The sequence below is a fragment of the Rhodococcus sp. BH4 genome (assembly GCF_002079265.1).
Lineage (GTDB): Bacteria > Actinomycetota > Actinomycetes > Mycobacteriales > Mycobacteriaceae > Rhodococcus_F > Rhodococcus_F qingshengii.
In genome coordinates, this window is record NZ_CP014941.1 from 98,543 (window position 1) to 119,936 (window position 21,394).

The window sequence follows — 21,394 nt, forward strand, 5'->3', positions numbered from 1 at the left end:
TCCTACCGGTCGATCAGATCCTCACGCTAAGTGTGGTCTGTCGTGTCCAGTTTTGTGGGAGGAGGAAGATGATTGACATGACCGACAACATTCCAGCAGTACCCATCCGCGACGAAATGATTCGGCTCGGTCAGTTTCTCAAGCTCGCGAACCTCATCGAATCGGGCGCGGAGGCGAAGGAAGTGATCGCCGACGGCATGGTTTCGGTCAACGGTGAGGTCGAAGATCGTCGGGGCCGCCAGCTTCGTGACGGCGATGTCGTCGAGATCGGCGGGATGGCCGCCAAAGTGGAAGCCCCCGCCTGATCCCGCGACTTCTGACTAGCTCTCGCGAACGACGACGCCGTCCTGGTCGCTGTAGACGATCTCGCCGGGGTTGAAGGTGACTCCGCCGATTTCGATCGGCACGTTCTTCTCGCCCGAACCGGTTTGCGTGCTCTTGCGCGGGTTGGTGCCCAAAGCCTTGACGCCGATGTCGAGGGTGCGCAGGATCGCGGAGTCGCGGACGGCTCCGTTGACGATGACGCCGGCCCAGCCGTTGTCGACGCCGCGGCCGGCAATGATGTCGCCGACCAGAGCGGTGTGGATGCTCGCGTCACCGTCGACGACGAGGACTCCGCCGTTGCCCGGTTCACTGAGGGTCTGCTTCACGAGCAGGTTGTCCTGGAAGCACTTGATGGTCGTGATGGGGCCGGCAAACACTTCACGTCCACCGAACTGGGTGAACTGCGTGTCGCAGCTACGGATGTCGGGTCCGATCTCGTCGGCAAGGTCAGCGGTCGCTACAGGCTCGGTCATGCCCCACAGGATAGTCGGCGAGGTTGGCGCCTAGTTGTCGTCGGGGAGTATGCCGTTCAGCACTATGTCGGCAAGAGAATCGGCAAACGGTCCCGGGTCCGAGACGTCACGAACCGACAGCGCGAAGATGGCCGCGCCCGCCATGATGTCGAGAAGAGCGTCGGCGTCGACGCCGCTTCGGATGTCGCCGCGCTCTCTCGCCGCCTCGAGTCGACGGTTCAGCTCGACGCGGACTCCGGCCAGTTGCCGCACCACGAGAACGTCGCGTAATTCCGCGTTTGTTCGCACTTCGCTCATCAATCCGGGAGCAGCGGCTCGTGTGGCGGGAGCTGCGAACAGAGCAACCGCGCCGTGCACCAGCGCGCGGATCTGATCCGTGATCGTGCCCTCGGTGCCGAGTTCGGTGTCGATGTCCGCGCCCTGTTCGACGTCGAGTACGGGATAGATCGCGTCGTTGACGATGTGTGCCTTCGACGGCCACCGACGGTAGATGGCTGGACGTCCTACTCCCGCACGCGTGGCTATGGCGTCGATGGACGTGCCCGCGTACCCCTTTTCTTCCAACAGTTGCCTGGTCGCGTCCAGTACTGCGTCGTCGATTGCAGGGTTTCGCTGCGGGCCCAGGCGGTGCTGAGTTTCGGAATCTTTGGACATTTTGGGCAAATCCCTTGCGGTATCGCTGTGATGGCCGTTACATTCTGTCACGGCTTTAGTCGATACATATTGTATCGACAATCGGCACGTGCGCATCGGCGCCACCGAACCACGAGGAGTGGTGATGAACCTTCGAACCGAAACAGAAACCTCCGGCGAAGATCCCGACTACGCCGAATTTGCCAGGCCCGGCGAATCCCGCAACGACCCGGCGGAGATGCGGCGCAGCCTCGAAGGCTGGCTCGCGACCGTGCTGTGGCGAGGTTCGAAACCTTCCGTGACCTCGGTCGAAGTGCCGGCCGCGAACGGCATGTCCAACGAAACTGTGCTTTTCGATGCGACGTGGATCGAGGACGGGATTCGAGCCGAGCATCGCTTGGTCGCCCGTATCGCCCCGCGGGACAGTGCGGTACCGATCTTTCCGTCTTACAACCTGGACCAGCAGTTTCGGGTCATGAGCGCCGTCGCCGCTCACACGTCGGTGCCGATCCCGCGGGTGTACTGGTCCGAGAGCAACCCGGACGCGCTCGGCGGCGAGTTCTTCGTGATGGAACGGCGTGAGGGCGAAATCCCGCCCGATGTCATGCCGTACACGTTCGGATCCTGGCTCTCGGAAGCTTCGGCCGACGACTGTTCTCGACTCCAGCAGTCATCGGTCCGGGTGCTCGCCGAGCTACACGCTATGGCCGATCCGCACCTCGCACTCCCCGAGTTGTGCCGCGATGGTGCCGAACCGACTGGGGCAGAAGCACTTCGCGCGCACCTCGAGGACCAGCGGCGCTATTACGAGTGGGCAACAGCCGACGGACCAGGATCTCCTTTGATCGAGCGCGGTTTCGACTGGATCGAAGCGAACTTTCCCGTCGATGCCGGTTCCGCAGTGCTCTGCTGGGGTGACTCGCGGATCGGAAATGTCATCTACCGCGACTTCGAGCCGGCGGCGGTCCTCGATTGGGAGATGGCCACACTGGGGCCGCGTGAGCTGGACCTCGGCTGGATGATCTTTCAGCACAGGTTCTTCGAGGATCTCGCTGCCATGGCCGGACTCCCCGGAATGCCGGACTTCCTTCGTCGCGAGGACGTGGCAGAGGCCTACGGCTCGCTTTCCGGCCACCCGGTTGCGGATCTAGATTTCTACATCCTTTACGCCGCGCTGCGGCACGCGGTGATCATGTTCCGAGTCCAAAGCCGCGCAGTGGCTTTCGGTCAGGCCGAATTCCCCGACAACCCGGACGAGATGATCCTGCACCACAAAACACTCGAAGCCATGCTCGACGGCACCTATTGGGAGTCGCTCGCAACATCCCCGCTCACAACAGGAGATGCACGATGACACTGTCCCCGCTCGACGACTACCCGGTACATCAGATCGCCGAGACCATCCGCCACGTGGGCACCTCGGATCGAAACTTCTACGACCGTTACTACTTCAACTGCCATGCAGGCGTCGACGGCGACACCGAGCCACTGTTTCTCATCATCGGTCTCGGTCAGTACCCCAATCTTGGTGTATGCGACGGCTTTGCGGTTCTTCGGCGCGGCGATGACCACATAGTCTTCCGGGCATCCCGAGCCTTGGGTGACGATCGTATGGACCTGTCAGTAGGCCCGCTGCGAATCGAAATCATCGAGGGTCTGCACCGCCTACGTGTGGTGTTGGACCCGAGTCCCGAAGCGCCGGACCTGAGCTTCGACCTCACCTTCGAATCCGACGGTCCGGCTAATCTCGAGGCCAGACATTTCCATCGCCAGCTCGAACGAGTCACCTTCGACACGCAACGATTCGTGCAGACCGGAACATGGTCCGGATCCTTGACCGTCGACGGCGACGTCATCCCGGTCACCCCGGAGACGTGGCGGGGTAATCGCGATCGGTCCTGGGGTGTGCGACCGGTCGGCGAAGCGGAACCGCCTGGACGCAAGGCAGATCCGGCGATAGCCGGCAGTCAGAACTTCTTCTGGATTTACTCGATCATGCAATTCGGCGACTTCACCATCGTCACGATCGTCCAAGAAGATCAGCAGGGACGCCGAATCCTCGAAGATGCGACTCGCGTCTGGGCGGACCGCTCGCGCGAGCCGGAGTGGTTGGGTCGACCGGACCACCAGCTCACGTTCATTTCCGGTACTCGCGAGGTGAAGAGCGGAACTCTGTACTTCCGGCGCCCCGGTGCACCAGGCGAATCCGACCACATCCTGGAGATCACCTGCGAACCGATACTGCCCAACTACATCGGTGTCGGCACGGGCTACGGACTCGAGCAGGATTGGCGCCACGGGATGTGGCAGGGCGAACTGGTGGTTCAGGGCCTGCGAGAGAAGGTTTCGGACATCGAACCGTGGAAGAAGATGCTGTGCCCGGTCGACAACTTGGCTCGGTTCACCCTCGTCGAGGACGGCGTAACCCGCACCGGGACAGGCCTGTTCGAGGTAGCAGTGATCGGACCTCACCAGCGGTACGGATTTACCGGCATCGGTGACGTCGCTCCGTAACTCCAGATCACCACACCACAAATCCCAAACTACAGAGAAAGGCACTGCCACATGTCCACACGCACACGAATGTTGTTCGCTCGCACTGCGAAGGCTGCCACACTTGTTGTCGCCGGAGGCCTGTTGTTTGCCGCTCCCGCCACGGCCATCCCGCTCGACCTGGGCTCTCTCAACACAGGCTCGCTTGGAGCGGTCGATCTCGGCTCGCTCGATCCTGTCCTCGCGCCGACACCGAACTTGGCCTCCGTGGCCAACTTTCGCGACGTCGCCGGCAACGACGGTAGGGGATACGCCACCGTCGACGGCTCACACCTCAAGCGCGGCGTCATCTACCGGTCCAATGCGCTGACCGCGACCACCGACGCAGACAAGACGACACTCACCGGCCTCGGACTTGCCGACGCCTATGACCTGCGCGGCGCAACCGAGATCTCCAACCCGTTCATCGGTGGCGCGGACAAACTCCCGGACGGTGTGACGTACACGAACATCCCCATCGAGTTCAAGGATCTCACTCAGCTCGCCACAACTATCAAGTCGCCGGAAGAGGCCAAGCAGTTCTTGGTCGACACCAACCGCAGTTTTGTCACCGATCCCGTTCGCCGTGCCGGCTTCAAGCAGGTCCTCTCGGACATCGCTGCGAGTGACGGGGTGCAGTTGTTCCATTGCACCTCAGGCAAGGACCGCACGGGTTGGACCGCGATGTTGCTGCAGTCCATCGCCGGTGTCCCCGCCCAGACGATCATGGACGACTATCTGTTGAGCAACACCTACCTTCAGGCGACCAACGAGAAGATCCTTGCGCAGATCTCTCAGGCCCTGAGCCCGCAGGTGGCGACCAATCTCGAGCCGGCCCTCGGTGTCGACGCTTCGTACCTGGAAGCTGGACTCGCGCAGGTAGCCAGCGATTACGGAACCGTTGACGGTTATCTCACCGAAGGTCTCGGACTCACTCCGGACACGATCGCGCTTCTGAAGGCCAAGCTGGTCGGCTAGTTTCTCGCTGCTAAAACGCTTGAACGAACGAGTACCAGTCGCCGTCGAACTCCTGGTATCCGATCTCGCCGTCGCGGCGGGGCTTGCCGAGATATGGTGCGCCGTCAGGTAAGTACGCCAATCCGATCGAATCGATTAGACCACCCTCGATGTGGAAGCGGCACCCGTTGCCGACGGGCCAGACCTGCAGGACCCGGTAGACGCCAATTGTTTGGTTGTCCATCGACTTCTGGCAATCCGCGGCCACTGCTTCGAGCGAATCTTTCGACAATGCAAACGCAGCACGCGAAGGGACGGACAAGGTCACGAGCGCACCGGTGACGAGCACGATCACCGGCGCGATCGTGCTCAAACGCAGAGTTTTGTACTTCATCCAGCCAATCAGGCTGAGTATCAACCACACTCCGCCCAAACCGAGCAGTACTGAGGCTGCGAGCGCAAAGAACGGAAAGTACACAACCGGCGGCATGAAGGACCACACGATGACGCCGCATGTGAGAGTGACAAGCACTGCGGTGACAATCGCTGTCACCTTCCACCAGGATGCCGGACCTCCACGCTCAGTTGTCGGATCACCGTCAGTCATCGGACAACCCTTGCACAACGCGGTAACTGCGGAGCGGCAACGAATGGAATTGTTCCACTGATTTACGTCGTGGTCGTCCTGCGTGGATCCGAAAATTGAACACTTTCGGCCCGGTCAGTGCGCTGACGCCTGAGGGTATGGTCGGATTGTGAACCAGGATCTGATCATTCGCCGCTACGTATCCTCGGATGAGGATGTGGTCGTCGACCTGTGGTCGCGCGCTGCCCGTGAAGCCCATCCGTTCCTTGCGGGTGAGGGGACGGGCGAACGCGAGCAGAAGATGCGAGAGGTTTATCTGATTCAGGCCGACAATTGGGTCGCTGAGCACAACTCCGCTGTCGTTGGACTGTTGGGAATGATCGGCTCCGAAATCGGGGGACTGTTCGTCGCGCCGGCGTCACAAGGGTTGGGCGTCGGGCGGGCGTTGGTCGAACACGCCACAACCATGCACGGCGAGGTGACACTCGAGGTCTACACCCTCAACGATCGCGCCCGCAGGTTCTATGCGCTGATGGAGTTCGAAGAAGAGGGGCGTCGACACGACGCCGAGACGAACCATGAATTGATCACCCTTCGTCGTACTGGTCGCGACTCCTCCCTCATCTAGGCATGAGAAACGCGAATCAGCCCGGGTGCCAGGAGTTCCACCACTCCACGATGGGAACCTGCTTACGCTTGGGCCTGCTGGTCTGCCTGCAGGTGCTTGACCGGGCATCCCGTGGGGAAGGTGCCGAGGTCTTCGACCTTGTAACCGCTCGGGTAGCTGCGGATGTTGGGCAGTTCGCGGGCGAATTTCCGCTTCGTACGCACGGGGAAGAACCGCAGCAGGCGCGCGCGGACCTTCAGCGCACCGCGTGAGACGACGCGCATCGCAGTGCTCGGGTGCCTGTAGTGGAAGGCGTCGAGTAGGTGATCGTCCATGAGAGCGAAGGCGAATCCCTTGACCAGAGCCTTCGGTGCCAGGTTGTTGGGCGGGAAGGTGCACATCAGGTCGAGGGTGGAATCAGCGACGGCTCGGGCGCCGGGATCGAATGAAAAGTGTTCGCGCTCATAGTCGTCGAGAAGTTTGACGAAGCCCTCGTAGGTGTCAGGAGTGTCTTTGATGTTCATGTACCGACCCAGGTGGCGGTAATAATTCGTCGACCCGACGATCTCGTTGTCGGTCATCTTCCGCCAGCCGTACTCGTCGAGCCATCTGACCGGCGTGACGACGAAGGTGGCCAGGACATAGAGCATGTCGTCGTTGGAGATGTCGTACGAGCCGTGCATCTGATTCATTCGACGCACGCTCTTGCGGCCTTCGGTGCTGCTGAGGCCGTGCTCGAGGATGGCGTCGAGGATCAGGCTGGTGTCGTCGTAGCGCTTCTGAACCTTGTCGGTGAACTCGCCTGTGGAGAAGAGGAGCTTGCCGATCGAGGGGACAGCGTATGTGCGGAACAGTGCGAAGCTGAGCGCCTGATTGATGTCCCAGGGAAACTCTTGCGCCGCGAGAATGCGCGACATCTCTTCGTAATCGGTTTCGGGATCGAGTTGATCCGTGCGACTGCGGAGGTCGTAGCGCTTCATCTGAACACTCCCTGGGACTGGTCTGCGCGCGGCAGAGATAGGTGTGAGCTGCACCACCGACTGTAGTTCTGACAACACGCGTTGTCTAGGGGGTGTGAATAGTCGTCTTTCCTTCGTTTCGGGCGTTGTACCAGGGGTATCCGGAAAGTGTTGTCGACCCGAGGAGCAGCTATGAGCGTCACACGCACGGCCGGGGTTTTTGCGGCCATCGGACTACCGATTGCCGCGAGCGTCATGTTCGCCGGAGTCGCCTCGGCTGATCCGCCCCACCCTTTCGGCGGCGCCGCCGTCACTATCGGGTGTCCGAATCAGGGGTCGCTGGCCTCGTTGACCGGGCTCACCGGCCAGTCCGGGCCAGAATCCAATCCGCCCATCGCCAAGGGTGACATTCGCTTCGATTCGTTCCCGGCCGCTGCACCCATCCCGGCGGCGGGTCAGGTGACTGTTGCGTGGGTCAACACCGACACGGGCAAGTCCGGAATCGTCGACCTGGTCGGTACTTATCCGTACCTGTCCGCGACGGTGAACACCGGCGTCGGCAATGTCGTTGCGACGGCGTTCGGTTCGATCAACTGGGGCAGTAGTCCCATCTGCCAGTCGAATCCGACGATCGGCAGGTTCATAGCCTGATCTTGAGCCTCATCGTCGCGGCCTGGACGGGCACAGGGTTGGCGGTATCGCGTGATTATCTGTCATCTCGGAGATACCGCCGGGTCCGTCCCATCCCATATTCTGAAACATGTTAGGTGAAAGCATATTTCAGGGATGGAAAAGGTGGCGACGTGAACGGGTCGAGCGCGCGTCAGTTGATGAGCCAGATGCTCGTCGAAAAACGAAACAGTCTTGCGCCCGAAAAGGTCGGCATGCGCTGCGAGGGTGCTCGCCGAATGCACGGCCTCAGTCGGCGCGATGTCGCGCAGATTGCCGACATCAGCTTCAATCACTATCAGCGGCTGGAACAGGGTACGTCCGTTGGTGTTTCGGCTCCGGTCATCGTGAGGATCTGCGACGCCTTGTTGATGGAAGACGACGAGAAGGCGCGCATGCTGGCATTGCACCAGGTATGGGCGCGCCCTCGTCGACCGCTGGCTGGATCCCGAGTTGCCGGATCTCAGGCTGCCGGTGAAATCTCCGGCAGGCAGCGGGCCAGTTCGTCCGGCGTGTAGAAGAAACTTCCGGCGCTCACCGGAGCGCACGGGGCAGCAAATGCTGTCTCGCGCTCGTTGTAGAGCATTCGGACCAGACGCTTACCCTCCGGTCCGGCGTACACGTCCCACTGCACGTTGGCGGCCATCGGGCTGACCTGCGATCCGCGCCAGGGGTTGTTCGCATAGGTGTAGAGGTCGCCCTCCGCCTGCGAGACGGTGCTTCCCGGCAGTTTCAAGAGTGCCGCGAAGGGGATGATCGTTTCTGCGTGTGCAAATCGGAAATCCGCTCCCGGGACGGCGTCGTCGCCGGTATGTTTCTGCAGGCCGCGCAGGAACTCGTCGCGCAGGACAGTTGCCATCCGGTAGGTGACGTCTTCACCGGTGAAGCCCGGGCCCTTGGCGTAGAAGTCCTCGGCATCGTTCGTGTATGCGAGCCACTGCGCGTCAGCAGGTTCGATGAACCGCTCGAAATTCCACTTGCCTTCTTCGGCCATGCCCGGAGTGATGATGTACGTGTTGTACAGCATGTACGCGGCGTCGACTTCGTTGTCGATCGTGCTGGAACCCTTGCCACGGTCGACGAGTGAGAACTCGCCCGCGCTCAGGCGGTTGACGAAGTCCTCCGAGTAGAGCCTGAGCATCATGTGCCGTGAGACCTCGAGGGTGCGCGGCAGATCGGCGATCTGGTCGTCGACGGCTTTCAGTCGAGGATCGGACTCTTCGTAGTCCTTGTAGTCGGCATTCGCATCCGAGTCGTGGAAGTAGAGGAGATCGGCATCATTCGTCACCGGTGCAACATCATCGGCGACGGCTGGAAACGCACCGGTCAGCCCTTGCGCGAAGTTCTCGGCGCTGTCCACGGCACGGTCCACACCCGACGAGGTCAAGGTGATGGTGCCCTGTTGCGCTGCGATGGCGTCGAACAGTTGGGGGAGGCGTTCAGTGACCCGCGCGCCGAGCTGTCTGTGTTCGGTGATCCCGCGTCCGCTGAGGTTGCCGTACCCCAGCTTCTTGTTGGCGGCCATGAGATCACGGAGGGCCGGGCCGAATTCCTTGCCGACGGGAGTCAATGCGTTCTCGGCTTCGGCGATTTCCCACAGCTGCAGGCTCAGGTCGTCGTACTTCAGGCTCGACAGTGCTCTGGAACCATGGCGCGCAACACTTTCCGTGTACACGGGGGAGTATCCCGTCGGCGGCGCCTGATAGTCGGCGATGCGCTGGCCGGGAGTGTAGGGCGTCTTGGACGTGAAGCCGCCGTCGCTGACGGTTGGTATCTCTGTCGAACCGGAGCTCGAACCGGCGTCGAGCGAACCGAACGGTGACGCCGTGGCGATGGACTGGACGCTGCTGGTGACAAGCACTAGTCCGACAGCGCCGGCAGCGGCCAGCACGCCGAAGCGTGAGCTTCGCATGGTGAGTTGATCCTCTCCGTCGGTGCCGAGGTGACACGACGGAAGGAAAGTTAGAACAGCTAAGCGTCCGAATTGCACCTATTTGCCCATGTGCAGATGGACGCGGGGTTACAAGTTTCGGATTCGCAGAGCTCAGGAGGGTTTGGCGGCAATCCCGATCGACACGGAGAGCGACAAAGCGATGAGGGTCATGGCCAGCCACTGGTAGCTCTTGGGCGTGGGCTGCTTCTTACGTCCGAACTTGCTCACTGATGTCTCCCGTTTGTCCGTGGGTACTCAGCACATATTACTGTTCCATTACCCCAATGGCGCGGTCGACCGGAAACTGTGCGCGATCAGACAGCAGGCGGACCGCGAAGTCCGCCCGCTGCCCCGCGATCAAGAGATCGTGCGCAGTTCCCGTCGCAGTATCTTGCCGGTGACGGTCTTGGGCAGTTCCTCCACCAGCACCACGGAGCGTGGGTACTTGTACGCCGCCATCCGCTGCTTGCAGTGATCGATCAGATCTTCCGGGGTGACGGACGCCCCCGCGACGAGGCTGACAAACGCCTTCACCGTCTCACCGCGGTATTCGTCGGCGATCCCGACGACTGCCGCCTCACGGACTGCGGGATGCTCGGCAAGAACGTCCTCGACTTCGCGTGGCCACACCTTGTAGCCGGACGCGATGATCATGTCCTTCTTACGGTCGACGACGTAGAACCAGCCGGCTTCGTCCATGAACCCCACGTCGCCGGTGTGGAACCACCCGTCGCGAATGGCCGACGCACTCTCCTCCGGCTTGTTCCAGTAACCGCGCACCACCTGTGGACCTCGGACGACCAGTTCGCCGATCTCTCCGATCGGCAGGACCGCACCGCCCTCGTCTTCGATGCGGACCACGGTGTTGGGTACGGGAACGCCGACAGACAGTGCTCCGGATGTTGGGTCGACCGGCGTATCCGCACCAACGGGAACGGCATGGGTCGGCGACGTGGTCTCGGTCAGCCCGTAGATGTTGTGCAGCGCAGCACCGGTCATGGCGCGGACGGCCTCGGCGGCAGTCGGCGAGATGGGTGCGCCGCCGGAATACAGCAACCGCATGGAGGAGAAGTCTTCCGGCGCGCAACCCGGAGTGTTGAGCAGTGCCGTAAAAGCAGTGATGGCGCCGACTGTGAATGTCGGTTGGTGCTCACGAATCGCGTCGAGCATCACCTCGGGCTGGAAGCGATAGGCAAGCACCAGCGGCATTCTCGCCAGGACGGACACCGCGATGTGACCGATCAACCCCGTGATGTGGAAGAGCGGTGCAACTCCGAGAACCGTGTCTTTCGGGGTGAGCCCCAACCAGTCCCGGTACACCTGGGCGTTGAAGGTCATGTTCGCGTGAGAGGTCATCGCTCCCTTCGGCGGACCTGTGGTTCCCGACGTATAGGTCAGTACCGCAATGTCTTCCGGTGCAGCGTCGGTAGTGATCGGATCGCCGAGACGATGCTGGTCGATCAGCGTCGCGAGATCGTCGGTACCGAGGTCCTTCTTCACGATTCCGTCGAAAATCCTCGGATCGTTGCGGCTTTGGTACTCGAGTTCCGAGGTGGTGATGACTCGCCTGACCGGCGAGTCGGAGACGACGTTGCGGCCGACGGACTCGTAGAGCCCCTCGAGAGCGATCAGAACCGCTGCTCCGGAATCTTCGAGTTGGTATCCCAGTTCTCGTTCACGGCTCATCGGATTGATCGAGACTGCGACGCCGCCGGCTTTCCAGATTCCGGCGAGGGCGAGCACGAATTGCGGAACGTTCTGCAGGAAGAGTGCGACACGGTCTCCCTTCGCCAGACCACCTGCTCGTAGTGCGCGGGCCAGGGCGTCACTCTGCTGATCCACTTCAGCGAAACTGAGTTGACCGTCGAAGTACTTCACAGCCGTGGCGTCCGGATCAGAGCGGACCGCCGCTGCCAACATTTCGAGCATTGTGGGCTGTTCGACGTCGATGTCGGGGGGAACGTCGTTGCGGTACAACGCCAACCAAGGGCGATCTTCGTATGTCATTTGATGGCAACCGGATTCACGGGAGAGCCGCTGGCCTTGGCAACCTTGAGCGGTGCGGCGACGTACAAGAACGTGTACTGGCCGTCGGACGCGCAGTCCGCGGCCAGCTTCTCCAGATCGCAGATCTCGGTGAATACCACTCCGAGGTTGCGCATCAATGCGTTGTGGAGAACCAGTGCCACACCGTTTTCGGGGTCGGTGGTGACCTCGTTGGCAATGGTGTCGGTGACGAGGTTCGGAATCTCCATGTCCTGGAACCACTGGACGAGTTCGGGGCTGTAGATCAGGCCGGGCTCGCAGAAGCCCTCGTAGAAGGCTTCGCCCTGGTCGAAGAACAGCTTGAGGAAGTTGGTGCGGATGACGAGAATGTCACGCTTCTCGATGGTGACGCCCTGCGCTTCGGCACAGGCCAAAAGATCATGGTGCGTGAAGGTTTCGGCCTTGTCGAGGTTTTCCTTGCCGCGGAACTTCGCCATGTCGAGAAGTACTGCGCGTCCGACGACGCCGCGGTCGGCAATCGGTTCGACGCTGGCCTTCTCCAGGCCGCCGACAGTGGTATCAGCGGAGTATCCGTTCCACAGGGCGCCGTCGTACCAGACGTGGCCGAGTGCGTCGTACTGCGTCGAGCCCTGCAGGAACGCGTCGATCTTGTCGTCCGCGTAATGCAGGCCGCCGGGGAAGTTGGGGGCGTCGTCGCCGTCCCAGCTGCTCTCGTCGAAGATCTGTGTGCGCTCGGCAGGGCTGCGTCCCGGCCACACCGGATCACCCTTGGGGTCGCCGATGAGCCGTTGAAGCGTGAACACGGAACCCTGCTTGATGGTTCCGACGCCACGAAGCACCTGTCCGGCGTCGAGGTAGTTCAGTGAACCGACCTCGTCGGACTCTCCCCACTTGCCCCAGTTGCTGGGTGCGTCGCGCAGGAGTTCTCCAAGATATGGCGCCTCGGTCATGGTGATTCGATCCTCTCGCTACCGACACCGAACGATCGCTCGGGCGGACCTGGGTCTTTGTGATCCACATCATGTTCAGGCCGATAATCAGTAGTCAACAGGTTCACCGATTGCCGTGGTCATCGCATTGTTGGAAATCCAATGTTCGGGAATACTGAACACTGTGACCGAATTCGAGAATGCCGTCCTGATCGGAGCGTCGATCCGGCAAGCGCGGCGTCACAGCGGGCTCTCGCTGCGTGAATTGGCCAGGCGTCTCGATGTCAGCCCGGCTACCCTCAGCGCTGTCGAGACCGGAAAGACCAGAGTCAGCGTCGACCGGTTGGCGGCAATCGGCGGGATTCTCGGAGTGCGTTTCGACGCTCTGCTCCCGGCTGCGATAGTGCGTCCGCCGGAACAGCCGCGATGGGGAGGCGACGACGCCGACCCGGACGCACATTTTCGCCCGAACGAGTGGCGAAGGTTCGGTCCGAGTTCGTTCGATCCGGTGTTGGCTGCAGCGCTCGCGGAGATGGTGAAGACCGGATATCACGGCGCTGCGATGCGTGAGATCGCCAAACGTGCGCAGATGAGTGTTCCGGGTCTGTATCACCACTATTCCAGCAAGCAACAGATGTTGGCCGAAATTCTCGACCTCACCATGGCTGAACTGAACACGAGATCGTTGGCGGCTATCGACGAGGGCGAAAGTCCCTCCGAAAGGCTGGCTTTCCTCGTCGAATGTGTGACCTTGTTCCATATCTATCGGCGTGATCAAGGATTCCTCGGCGCCAGCGAAATGCGCAGTCTCACAGCCGAGAACAGGTTGCGCATCACGGAATCACGCAACTACCAGCAATGGTTGATGACGAAGCAGGTGGACGACGGAATCGCCGCCGGTGTGTTCGGGACGGATCGGCCGCGACAGGCCGCGCGTGCAATAGTCGTGATGTGTGTCTCTGTCGCGCAATGGTATCGGCCGAGCGGACCACAAACGCCCGAGGAAATTGCACGCGACTACGCGCGTTTTGCACTGGATCTGGTGCGCCTTCAGCGACCGTGACGGACGTCATCCGGTTCGGGTGATGCGCCAGCGGGCAAAGGGGTCCATGCTTGGAAGGTATCCGTACCGCGACTCGAGTAAGGAACGAAACCCAATGTCTTCCAAGCTGTCTCACAAGGCCTACATGATCGGTGCCGGCATCGGAAACCTCTCGGCTGCCGTCTATTTGATTCGAGACGGTGAGTGGAGCGGTGAGGACATCACCATCATGGGGCTGGACATGCATGGAGCGAACGACGGCGAATCTGCCGCTACCTTCCAGCACCAGTACGGTCATCGCGAGCTGGGCAACGACGCGGGCTTCATCAATCGTGGCGGTCGCATGCTCAACGAGGAGACCTATGAGAACCTCTGGGACGTGCTGAGTGTGGTTCCGTCGCTGGACAACCCGGGAAAATCGGTGACGGATGACATTCTCGATTTCGACCACGCGCATCCAACGCACGACGTCGCACGATTGATCGATCGCGACGGCATTCGCAACAAGGGTGAAAACGACTACAAGCACATGCAATTCGACAACAAGGATCGGTACTTGTTGACGAAGCTGATGACGATGCCGGAGTCGGACGAGGCAAAACTCGACGACATCAGTATCGAGCAGTGGTTCGAGGACACTCCGCACTTCTTCACCACCAACTTCTGGTACATGTGGGAGACCACATTTGCTTTCAAGCGGGTGAGTTCGGCGATGGAGCTGCGCCGGTACATGAACCGAATGATTCTCGAGTTCAGTCGCATTCAAACTCTTGCCGGTGTCACCAGATCCCCGTACAACCAGTACGAGAGCATCATCTTGCCGATGCGGGCCTTCCTCGAAGGCAAGGGCGTGAAGTTCGTCAACGAACTGAAGATCACGGAGTTCGTGTTCAAGGACACCCCGCTACGAGACGAGATCATCGTGACGGGACTCGATTACGAAAACGTCCGCACCGGTGAGAAGGGCCGAATCGACGTGGCGGAGGGCGATTTCGTCTTCGACACCAACGGCAGCATCACCGACAGTTCTTCGATCGGCGATCTCGACACCCCGATCGTCGAAGACATGGGATACGCACCGAGTGCGCTGCTGTGGAAGCAGGCCACCGAGCATTTCTACGATCTCGGGAATCCCGACAAGTTCTTCGGGGACCGGGCGCAGAGTGAGTGGACCAGCTTCACCGTCACCACTTCGTCACACGAGCTCATCAACGAGATTTCCCGAATCACCAAGCAACTCCCCGGAAATGCGCTCAACACATTCGTGGACTCGAACGTGCTTCTCTCGATCGTGGTCCACCATCAGCCGCACTACCACGCGCAGAAGGAGAACGAAGGAGTCTTCTGGGGTTACTGTCTGTTCCCGCGCAAGGACGGCGACTACGTGAAGAAGCCGTTCATCGAGATGACCGGGCGGGAAATGCTGGAAGAGACGCTCGGACACCTCGAGGCGCTCGACGAGAGCGGTGCGCTCGCCGCGCGTCGACAAGAGATTATGGACAGCGTCGTGAATTCGATTCCCAGCCATATGCCTTACGCCAGTGCGCTGTTCAATCGGCGCGCCGTCGGCGACCGGCCGCTGGTGGTGCCGAAGCACTCCAAGAACCTGGCGTTCATCAGTCAGTTCGCGGAGCTGCCGTTCGACATGGTGTTCACCGAGCAGTACTCGGTGCGCTGCGCTCAGGTAGCCGTCTACAAGTTCCTGGGGATTCCAGAAGACAAGCTCACCAAGATGCATCACTACGAGAAGGATCCGAAGGTCCTCGCCAAGGCCGCAGTGACGATGTTCCGCTGAGGGGTGCTCAGCGACCGTGCCGCTTCTCGTAGTCCTCGCGAGTGCGATCGGCACGGCGCTGGGCCTTCTCGTCGAGCAGTTCGGGATCGAGTCCGTGGCTCAGCAGGCGGTGACGGCGGTAGATGGTCCCGAGCGCCACGACGAAGTACGCGAGCGGGATGAGCAACAAGGCCATCATGGCCAAGGGAATCCAGATCGGTCCCGGGATCAAGAGGAACAGCAGAAGAATCAGCGTCGCCGGCACGGTGAAGCGGATGATGTAGCGGGCCTGGGCACCCGGTCCGACCAGATCGTTCCGCACCCAGTCCTGGTACCGGTCGGGGAGCGTCTTCCCCAGGAGGTATCCGCAGTACTGAGGAAAGTTCGGGCGAGTCTGTTCGGCCATGGCATCCAGGATAGTGCCTGGTACTGCCGCTTACACCGGTGCCTTGAACGTGCGTCGGTAGGCGCTCGGTGAAACGCCGAGCGCCTCGTTCATGTGTTGACGCATGGATGTCGCAGTCCCGAAGCCGGTTCGAGCAGCAATCGCATCGATCGACAGATCGGATTCCTCCAGTAGTTCCCGCGCCCGATCGACACGTCTGCTGGTCAACCAGCGGTTCGGTGTGGTTCCGACTTCGTCGCGGAATCGACGGCTGAACGTGCGGACGCTCATGTTGGCGCGCGTCGCCAGGTCCGCCAGGGTGATCGGGTCGTCGAGATGTTCGAGGGCCCAGTGCCGAGCGTCGGCAGTCGATTCCGAAGGCTTGTCGGCCAGGGGGCGTCGGATGTACTGAGCTTGGCCACCGTCGCGCCACGGCGGTACGACGCAACGCCTCGCGACGGTGTTCGCCACTTCCATGCCGTGGTCACGCCTGACGATATGCAGGCAGAGGTCGACTCCCGACGCCACCCCGGCCGAGGTCAGGATGTGGCCTTCGTCGACGAACAGCACGTCCGGATCCACGTTCACCTTGGGATAGACACGCTGGAAATGGTCGGTGTTGCGCCAGTGCGTCGTGGCGCGGAGTCCGTCGAGCAGACCCGCCGCGGCGAGGATGTACGAACCGGTGCAGATCGAGACCAGCCGAGTGCCCGGCTGGATGTGTTGGAAAGCTGCGGCCAACTCGGGGGAGAGGTAGCCGTCTTCGTAGGCCGGACCCAACTCGTACGACGCGGGGATGACGACGGTGTCGGCGGTGGCGAGCAACTCGCTCCCGTGGTCGACCGAGATGCTGAAGTCTGCGTCGGTCTGCACGGGATTGCCGTCGACGGTGCACGTCAGGATCTCGTACAGCGGCCGATCCTCGACGTCGAGGGCACGTCCGAAGATGCGCGCCGGGATGCCGAGTTCGAAGGGGATGACTCCATTCAGAGCCAGTACGACGACGCGATGCGGACCAGACATGGCTTGATTCTTTCATATATTGGCAATCTGGCCACTGTTCTCGATCGAATCCGAACTGCAGAATTCTCTCTGTGACTTCTGAGACCGCTCTCCCCGAATCAGGCCAACAGCAGGTGAGCCCGCCGCGCTTTCACCGCGCCTGGTCCGTCGCGATCGTGGCATTCCTGGCGTTGGTCGGTGCGGCGAGCTTCCGCGCTGCCCCATCGGTGCTGATCGATCCGCTGCACGAAGATTTCGGGTGGTCGCGCGCCAGCATCTCGGCGGCCGTCTCGGTCAACCTGATTCTGTACGGGTTGACCTCGCCGTTCGCTGCTGCCCTGATGGAAAGGTTCGGCATCCGGGCGGTTGTCACTTCGGCGTTGGCGCTCATCTCGCTCGGCAGTGGTCTCACCATCTTCATGACCTCGAGTTGGCAGCTCATTCTGCTGTGGGGTGTCTTCGTCGGTCTCGGTACCGGTTCGATGGCGCTGGCGTTTGTCGCCACCGTCGTCGATCGCTGGTTCGTCGAGAAGCGTGGTCTCGTGACCGGCATCCTGACGGCCGGTGGTGCTGCCGGTCAGCTGGTGTTCCTTCCGGTCCTGGCGAAGATCGCCGAAACGTACGACTGGAAGAGCGTCGCCTTCACAGTTTCGTTTGCCGCACTGGCCGTTGTGCCGTTCGTTCTGCTGTTCCTGCGTAACTATCCGTCAGACGTGGGTACGACGCCTTACGGCGCGCCCGCCGATTACGCCCCACCAGCCAAGCCTGTCTACCAGCGCGGCGGTGCCGGAGGCCGGGCGATCTCGGTGCTGGTGATGGCGTCGAAGACCAAGGTGTTCTGGCTTCTCGCCGGTACCTTCGCGATCTGCGGCGCGAGCACCAACGGCCTGATCGGCACGCACTTCGTCCCGGCGTCGCACGACCACGGAATGCCGATCACGACGGCCGCGTCCCTCTTGGCGTTGATCGGAATCCTCGACATGGTCGGCACCATTGCTTCGGGTTGGTTCACCGACCGGATGGACTCGCGAAAACTTCTCGGCATCTATTACCTGTTCCGCGGAATCTCGCTGCTCTTCCTGCCGCTGCTGCTCGCGAACACTGTGAATCCACCGATGATCGCGTTTGTCATCTTCTACGGGCTCGACTGGGTGGCGACGGTTCCGCCGACCGTCGCGCTGTGCCGTCAACACTTCGGCGCCGACGCCCCCATCGTGTTCGGTTGGGTGCTGGCATCGCACCAGATCGGTGCGGGTCTGGTGGCCTTCTTGGCCGGTCTCGTTCGTGATCAGATCGGCTCATACGACGCTGCCTTCTTGGTGGCCGGCGCGCTCTGCGCGATCGCCGCAGTCATGTCGTTGTTGATCGCAAAACGTCCGAAAGAGGCAGTATTGGTTGACTCTGTCTGATTCGGCACTGTGATCGGTACCACCGACGGGGTAAGTTGTGTGTAACTCCAAGAACTACTCACCAGTAGGGGTACTGAAATGCCTGCTCCGTCCGCTGCGACCTTCTCGCGGCTCGCCGAACTGATCGCCATCGACAATGTTGCCGATCGCCCGACGAAGTCCATCACCGAGGTGTTCACCGGCAAGGAGCTGGCGACCATCCCCGTCGGCACCGCCGACGACGCACTTGCGGCCATCGCCCGTGCCCGCGTCGCCCAGAAGGAATGGGCCAAGCGCTCCGTCCTCGATCGCGCCGCCGTCTTCCACCGCTACCGCGATCTCATCCTCGAGAACCGCGACGCCCTCATGGACATGGCTCAGGCCGAGACCGGAAAGTCGCGTACCGCAGCTCAGGAAGAAGTCCTCGACATCTCGATGACGTCGCGTCACTACGCACGTGTGGCGCCGAAGCTGCTGCGCCCGCGTCGCGTCTCCGGCATGCTCCCGGGTCTGACGAAGACCGTCGTCCGCTACCAGCCCAAGGGCGTAGTCGGCGTCATCTCGCCGTGGAACTACCCGATGACGCTGGCCGTGTCCGACGCCATCGCCGCGCTGCTCGCCGGTAACGCCGTTGTCCTCAAGCCGGACAGCCAGACGCCGTACTGCGCGCTCGCCTGCGTCGAACTGCTCTACAAGGCGGGTCTGCCTCGCGACCTCTTCGCCGTGGTTCCCGGGCCGGGCTCCGTCGTCGGCACCGCCCTGGTTGAGAACACCGACTACCTCATGTTCACCGGTTCCACCGCGACCGGTCAGCTCCTCGCCGAGCAGGCCGGCCGTCGACTGATCGGCTTCTCCGCCGAACTCGGTGGCAAGAACCCGATGATCGTTGCCGCCGGCGCAGACCTGCGCGAGGTCACCGACGCCGCTGTGCGTGCGTGCTTCTCCAACTCCGGTCAGCTGTGCATCTCCATCGAGCGCATCTACGTCGAAGAGTCCATCGCACCCGAGTTCATCCGCATGTTCGGTGACCGCGTCAAGAAGATGAACCTCGCCGCCGGATACGAATTCGGAATCGAGATGGGCAGCCTCGTCTCCGAGGCGCAGGTCAAGGCAATCTCCGCTCATGTCGATGACGCAGTGGTCAAGGGCGCCACCGTCATTGCCGGTGGCAAGGCTCGGCCGGACATCGGACCGCTGTTCTACGAGCCCACCCTGCTCACCGGGGTTCCCGAAGACGCCGAGTGCTACCGCGACGAGACCTTCGGGCCGCTCGTCTCGATCTACCCCGTCAAGGACGTCGAAGAGGCCATCGCTGCGGCCAACGACACCGAGTACGGCCTCAACGCCAGTGTGTGGGCGGGAAGCAAGGCTGCCGGCGAAGCCATCGCAGCGCGCATCCACGCCGGCACCGTCAACGTCGACGAGGGTTACGCACCCACCTGGGGCAGCACCGCAGCACCGATGGGTGGCATGGGTGTCTCGGGCGTCGGTCGTCGTCACGGCGCGGAGGGTCTGATCAAGTACACCGAACCGCAGACCGTTGCCACCACTCGCGTCATGAATCTCGGTGGACCGCGCGGACTTCCGGCCAAGGTGTGGGCAAAGCTCATGCCTCACGCCATCAAGATCATGTCCTGGGTTCCGGGCCGGTAACGGGTGGAAACCGCCAGCGCGTACATCGAGGCAACGCCGGTATCGGTGTGGAAGGTTGTCAGCGACATCGAAGGTATGGGTCGCTTCAGTCCTGAAAATACCGGTGGAACATGGACTTCCGGAACTCCGGGCACTGTGGGTGCAAAGTTCAAGGGCACCAACAAGCATGGTCTGATTCGGTGGAGCACGCACTGCACGGTGGTCGACGTGGTCGACTGCCGGAGGTTCTCCTTCGAATCGGACGAGCCGAAAGCGCGGTGGACCTTTGTGCTCGAGCCTTCGGGAACGGGCACTGTGCTTACCGAGACTCGTGAGATCTATGCGACGCCTGCGCTTTACGTGCGCATGATGTCGGGTAGCGGCCTACTCGGTCGGGGTCGAGATCAGCTGATGCAGACCGGAATGGAAACCACCCTGGCGCGCATCAAGGCGTTTCTGGAGAGCTAGAAACTGACACAAGTGGGGCTGCACTCGATTCGAGTGCGGTCCCACTTCTGTTGTTGGAGATCTAGTTTGCAGTGCTGATGAGCGCAGCGTCGATGAGCGCGGTGTAGACACGCTCCGGTTCTTCGGCGATGCGATTGAGTACGTACAGCCACCACTGTGTTCCGAAGATGACGTATTCGCGTGTGGTGAAGCCCGCTCCTCGGAGTGCGTCCAGTTGCTCGGTGCCGAGGCCGAGCAGCATCTCGAACTCGACGTGCTCGCCTCTGAGCTTCGAATCATGTTCGGCACGTAGTGCTTCGAGGATGTCGCGGTCATGTGTCGCGATGGAGACCTGGTGACCCGAGTCGACGATTCGGGCTGCGTAGTCGAGATACGCGCTGCGCAGTTCGGCACTACCGCGTGGGTAGGCGACGGACTCGGCTTCGAGGAAGGCGCCCTTCACGAGACGGATGCGGCCGGGTCGGTCCAGCAGAGCGGCGAGATCCTTTGCCGTGCGGTGCAGTCGGGCCTGAACGGTGATCCCCACATGAGTGAAGCGCTCGGCCAGTCGCGCGTGCATGTCGAGGACCAGGTCGGTGCGGTCGGACGCTTCGGCAGAGATGATCAGCTCGGCACCGGCGCGTTCCGTGGTCTCGGCCAGGCGCACGACATTGCGAAAGCACTGCTCCGGATCGATGACCAAGCCGATGTGCGAGAGGTCGAACGACACGGTGCTGTCGACGCCCGACGTTCCGATCCGTTCCGCCAATTCCACGAACACATCGGTTTCGGCGTTCGCGAGTTCGGGATCCCGGACGCTTTCTCCGGTGTATTCGATGCTCGCCTTGTGTCCTCGCGCGAAGATCGAGGGGAGTCGGTCGAAAGCGTCGTCGATGGTTTCGCCGCCGATGTAGCGAGCGGCGACTTTCCGTGCGAGTGCTGCCGTCGCGGCGTCCGCCATGGTGCGTTCTTTCAGGGATTCGTCGAGTGCGAGGCGGCGTAGGACGTCCGCGGCCTGGGCTTGTAGATCCGTGTTCACGGCTTCAGCGTATCCGGACGAGGGTGCGGGAATTATTCTACGAACCCTTGCGTTCGATCTATTGTCGATATATCGT

At 61.6% G+C, this 21,394-nt stretch carries 22 protein-coding genes; 12 read left to right on the forward strand and 10 right to left on the reverse strand.

Annotated elements, in window-relative coordinates; translation table 11 throughout:
* Positions 1-77 precede the first annotated feature (77 nt).
* Positions 78-305: an RNA-binding S4 domain-containing protein gene (locus A0W34_RS00475; RefSeq protein ID WP_003943569.1), complete on the forward strand. Its 228-nt coding sequence runs from the start codon at positions 78-80 to the stop codon at positions 303-305.
* Positions 306-320: 15 nt separating this feature from the next.
* Here A0W34_RS00475 and rraA read toward each other — a convergent pair whose 3' ends face one another.
* Together rraA and A0W34_RS00485 are read right to left on the reverse strand one after the other, a co-directional pair.
* Positions 321-797, reverse strand: coding sequence for a ribonuclease E activity regulator RraA (gene rraA / locus A0W34_RS00480; RefSeq protein ID WP_003943552.1), 477 nt, complete (start codon positions 795-797; stop codon positions 321-323).
* Between the two features lie 30 nt (positions 798-827).
* A complete protein-coding gene (locus A0W34_RS00485; protein WP_003943532.1) occupies positions 828-1,451 on the reverse strand; it encodes a TetR/AcrR family transcriptional regulator in 624 nt (207 codons plus the stop codon).
* Positions 1,452-1,575: 124 nt separating this feature from the next.
* Between A0W34_RS00485 and A0W34_RS00490 the strand changes: the two genes are divergently transcribed.
* The 3 genes from A0W34_RS00490 to A0W34_RS00500 are packed head-to-tail and all read left to right on the forward strand — an operon-like array spanning position 1,576 to position 4,940.
* On the forward strand, positions 1,576-2,784 hold the full coding sequence (locus A0W34_RS00490) for a phosphotransferase family protein (protein WP_081558731.1): 1,209 nt from the start codon (positions 1,576-1,578) through the stop codon (positions 2,782-2,784).
* Positions 2,781-3,944, forward strand: coding sequence for a hypothetical protein (locus A0W34_RS00495; RefSeq protein WP_047272689.1), 1,164 nt, complete (start codon positions 2,781-2,783; stop codon positions 3,942-3,944). The genes A0W34_RS00490 and A0W34_RS00495 overlap by 4 nt, the downstream gene beginning before the upstream one ends.
* Before the next feature lie 51 nt (positions 3,945-3,995).
* Positions 3,996-4,940, forward strand: a complete 945-nt coding sequence (locus tag A0W34_RS00500; RefSeq protein WP_047272690.1) for a tyrosine-protein phosphatase — start codon at positions 3,996-3,998, stop codon at positions 4,938-4,940.
* A 10-nt stretch (positions 4,941-4,950) separates the two neighbouring features.
* Here A0W34_RS00500 and A0W34_RS00505 read toward each other — a convergent pair whose 3' ends face one another.
* On the reverse strand, positions 4,951-5,526 hold the full coding sequence (locus A0W34_RS00505; RefSeq protein WP_232329960.1) for a hypothetical protein: 576 nt from the start codon (positions 5,524-5,526) through the stop codon (positions 4,951-4,953).
* Between the two features lie 148 nt (positions 5,527-5,674).
* On the opposite strand from A0W34_RS00505, the gene A0W34_RS00510 reads away from it, so the two are divergent.
* Entirely contained in the window at positions 5,675-6,133 is a 459-nt protein-coding gene (locus A0W34_RS00510; RefSeq protein WP_042920782.1) for a GNAT family N-acetyltransferase, read from the forward strand.
* Positions 6,134-6,195: 62 nt separating this feature from the next.
* On the opposite strand, the gene A0W34_RS00515 is transcribed toward A0W34_RS00510, so the two are convergent.
* Positions 6,196-7,092 carry an oxygenase MpaB family protein gene (locus tag A0W34_RS00515; RefSeq protein ID WP_054780980.1) on the reverse strand — a complete coding sequence of 299 codons (897 nt, stop codon included), beginning with the start codon at positions 7,090-7,092 and terminating at the stop codon, positions 6,196-6,198.
* Positions 7,093-7,263: 171 nt separating this feature from the next.
* On the opposite strand from A0W34_RS00515, the gene A0W34_RS00520 reads away from it, so the two are divergent.
* Positions 7,264-7,722, forward strand: a complete 459-nt coding sequence (locus tag A0W34_RS00520) for a hypothetical protein (RefSeq protein WP_003943607.1) — start codon at positions 7,264-7,266, stop codon at positions 7,720-7,722.
* A 152-nt stretch (positions 7,723-7,874) separates the two neighbouring features.
* Positions 7,875-8,258 (forward strand): helix-turn-helix domain-containing protein, encoded by a 384-nt coding sequence (locus A0W34_RS00525; RefSeq protein WP_058227381.1) that lies wholly within the window; start codon positions 7,875-7,877, stop codon positions 8,256-8,258.
* Here the strand turns inward: A0W34_RS00525 and A0W34_RS00530 are convergent.
* The 3 genes from A0W34_RS00530 to A0W34_RS00540 form a co-directional block, all read right to left on the reverse strand.
* Entirely contained in the window at positions 8,204-9,652 is a 1,449-nt protein-coding gene (locus A0W34_RS00530; protein WP_047272693.1) for a histidine-type phosphatase, read from the reverse strand. The two genes, A0W34_RS00525 and A0W34_RS00530, sit on opposite strands and share 55 nt — an antisense overlap.
* A 378-nt stretch (positions 9,653-10,030) precedes the next feature.
* Positions 10,031-11,680, reverse strand: coding sequence for a class I adenylate-forming enzyme family protein (locus tag A0W34_RS00535; protein WP_081557165.1), 1,650 nt, complete (start codon positions 11,678-11,680; stop codon positions 10,031-10,033).
* Entirely contained in the window at positions 11,677-12,630 is a 954-nt protein-coding gene (locus tag A0W34_RS00540) for a cyclase family protein (RefSeq protein ID WP_003943547.1), read from the reverse strand. Before A0W34_RS00540 ends, A0W34_RS00535 begins: the two co-directional genes overlap by 4 nt.
* Before the next feature lie 163 nt (positions 12,631-12,793).
* Here A0W34_RS00540 and A0W34_RS00545 point away from each other — a divergent pair, with 163 nt between their 5' ends.
* Together A0W34_RS00545 and A0W34_RS00550 are read left to right on the forward strand one after the other, a co-directional pair.
* Entirely contained in the window at positions 12,794-13,672 is an 879-nt protein-coding gene (locus A0W34_RS00545) for a TetR family transcriptional regulator (protein ID WP_231782780.1), read from the forward strand.
* Between the two features lie 46 nt (positions 13,673-13,718).
* Entirely contained in the window at positions 13,719-15,446 is a 1,728-nt protein-coding gene (locus A0W34_RS00550; RefSeq protein WP_081557166.1) for an oleate hydratase, read from the forward strand.
* A gap of 7 nt (positions 15,447-15,453) precedes the next feature.
* Here A0W34_RS00550 and A0W34_RS00555 read toward each other — a convergent pair whose 3' ends face one another.
* Positions 15,454-15,831, reverse strand: a complete 378-nt coding sequence (locus A0W34_RS00555; RefSeq protein WP_003943558.1) for a DUF5313 family protein — start codon at positions 15,829-15,831, stop codon at positions 15,454-15,456.
* Positions 15,832-15,861: 30 nt separating this feature from the next.
* The gene (locus A0W34_RS00560) at positions 15,862-16,833 is read right to left on the reverse strand and encodes a GlxA family transcriptional regulator (RefSeq protein ID WP_054827480.1); all 972 of its coding nucleotides are present in this window, start codon (positions 16,831-16,833) and stop codon (positions 15,862-15,864) included.
* A 71-nt stretch (positions 16,834-16,904) separates the two neighbouring features.
* On the opposite strand from A0W34_RS00560, the gene A0W34_RS00565 reads away from it, so the two are divergent.
* The 3 genes from A0W34_RS00565 (at position 16,905) to A0W34_RS00575 (ending at position 20,300) form a co-directional block, all read left to right on the forward strand.
* The gene (locus A0W34_RS00565) at positions 16,905-18,221 is read left to right on the forward strand and encodes an MFS transporter (RefSeq protein ID WP_030536659.1); all 1,317 of its coding nucleotides are present in this window, start codon (positions 16,905-16,907) and stop codon (positions 18,219-18,221) included.
* Between the two features lie 78 nt (positions 18,222-18,299).
* Positions 18,300-19,853 (forward strand): succinic semialdehyde dehydrogenase, encoded by a 1,554-nt coding sequence (locus A0W34_RS00570; protein ID WP_063315301.1) that lies wholly within the window; start codon positions 18,300-18,302, stop codon positions 19,851-19,853.
* A 3-nt stretch (positions 19,854-19,856) separates the two neighbouring features.
* On the forward strand, positions 19,857-20,300 hold the full coding sequence (locus A0W34_RS00575) for an SRPBCC family protein (protein WP_003943564.1): 444 nt from the start codon (positions 19,857-19,859) through the stop codon (positions 20,298-20,300).
* A gap of 61 nt (positions 20,301-20,361) precedes the next feature.
* Here A0W34_RS00575 and A0W34_RS00580 read toward each other — a convergent pair whose 3' ends face one another.
* The gene (locus A0W34_RS00580) at positions 20,362-21,318 is read right to left on the reverse strand and encodes a proline dehydrogenase family protein (RefSeq protein WP_054827482.1); all 957 of its coding nucleotides are present in this window, start codon (positions 21,316-21,318) and stop codon (positions 20,362-20,364) included.
* Between the last annotated feature and the right edge of the window lie 76 nt (positions 21,319-21,394).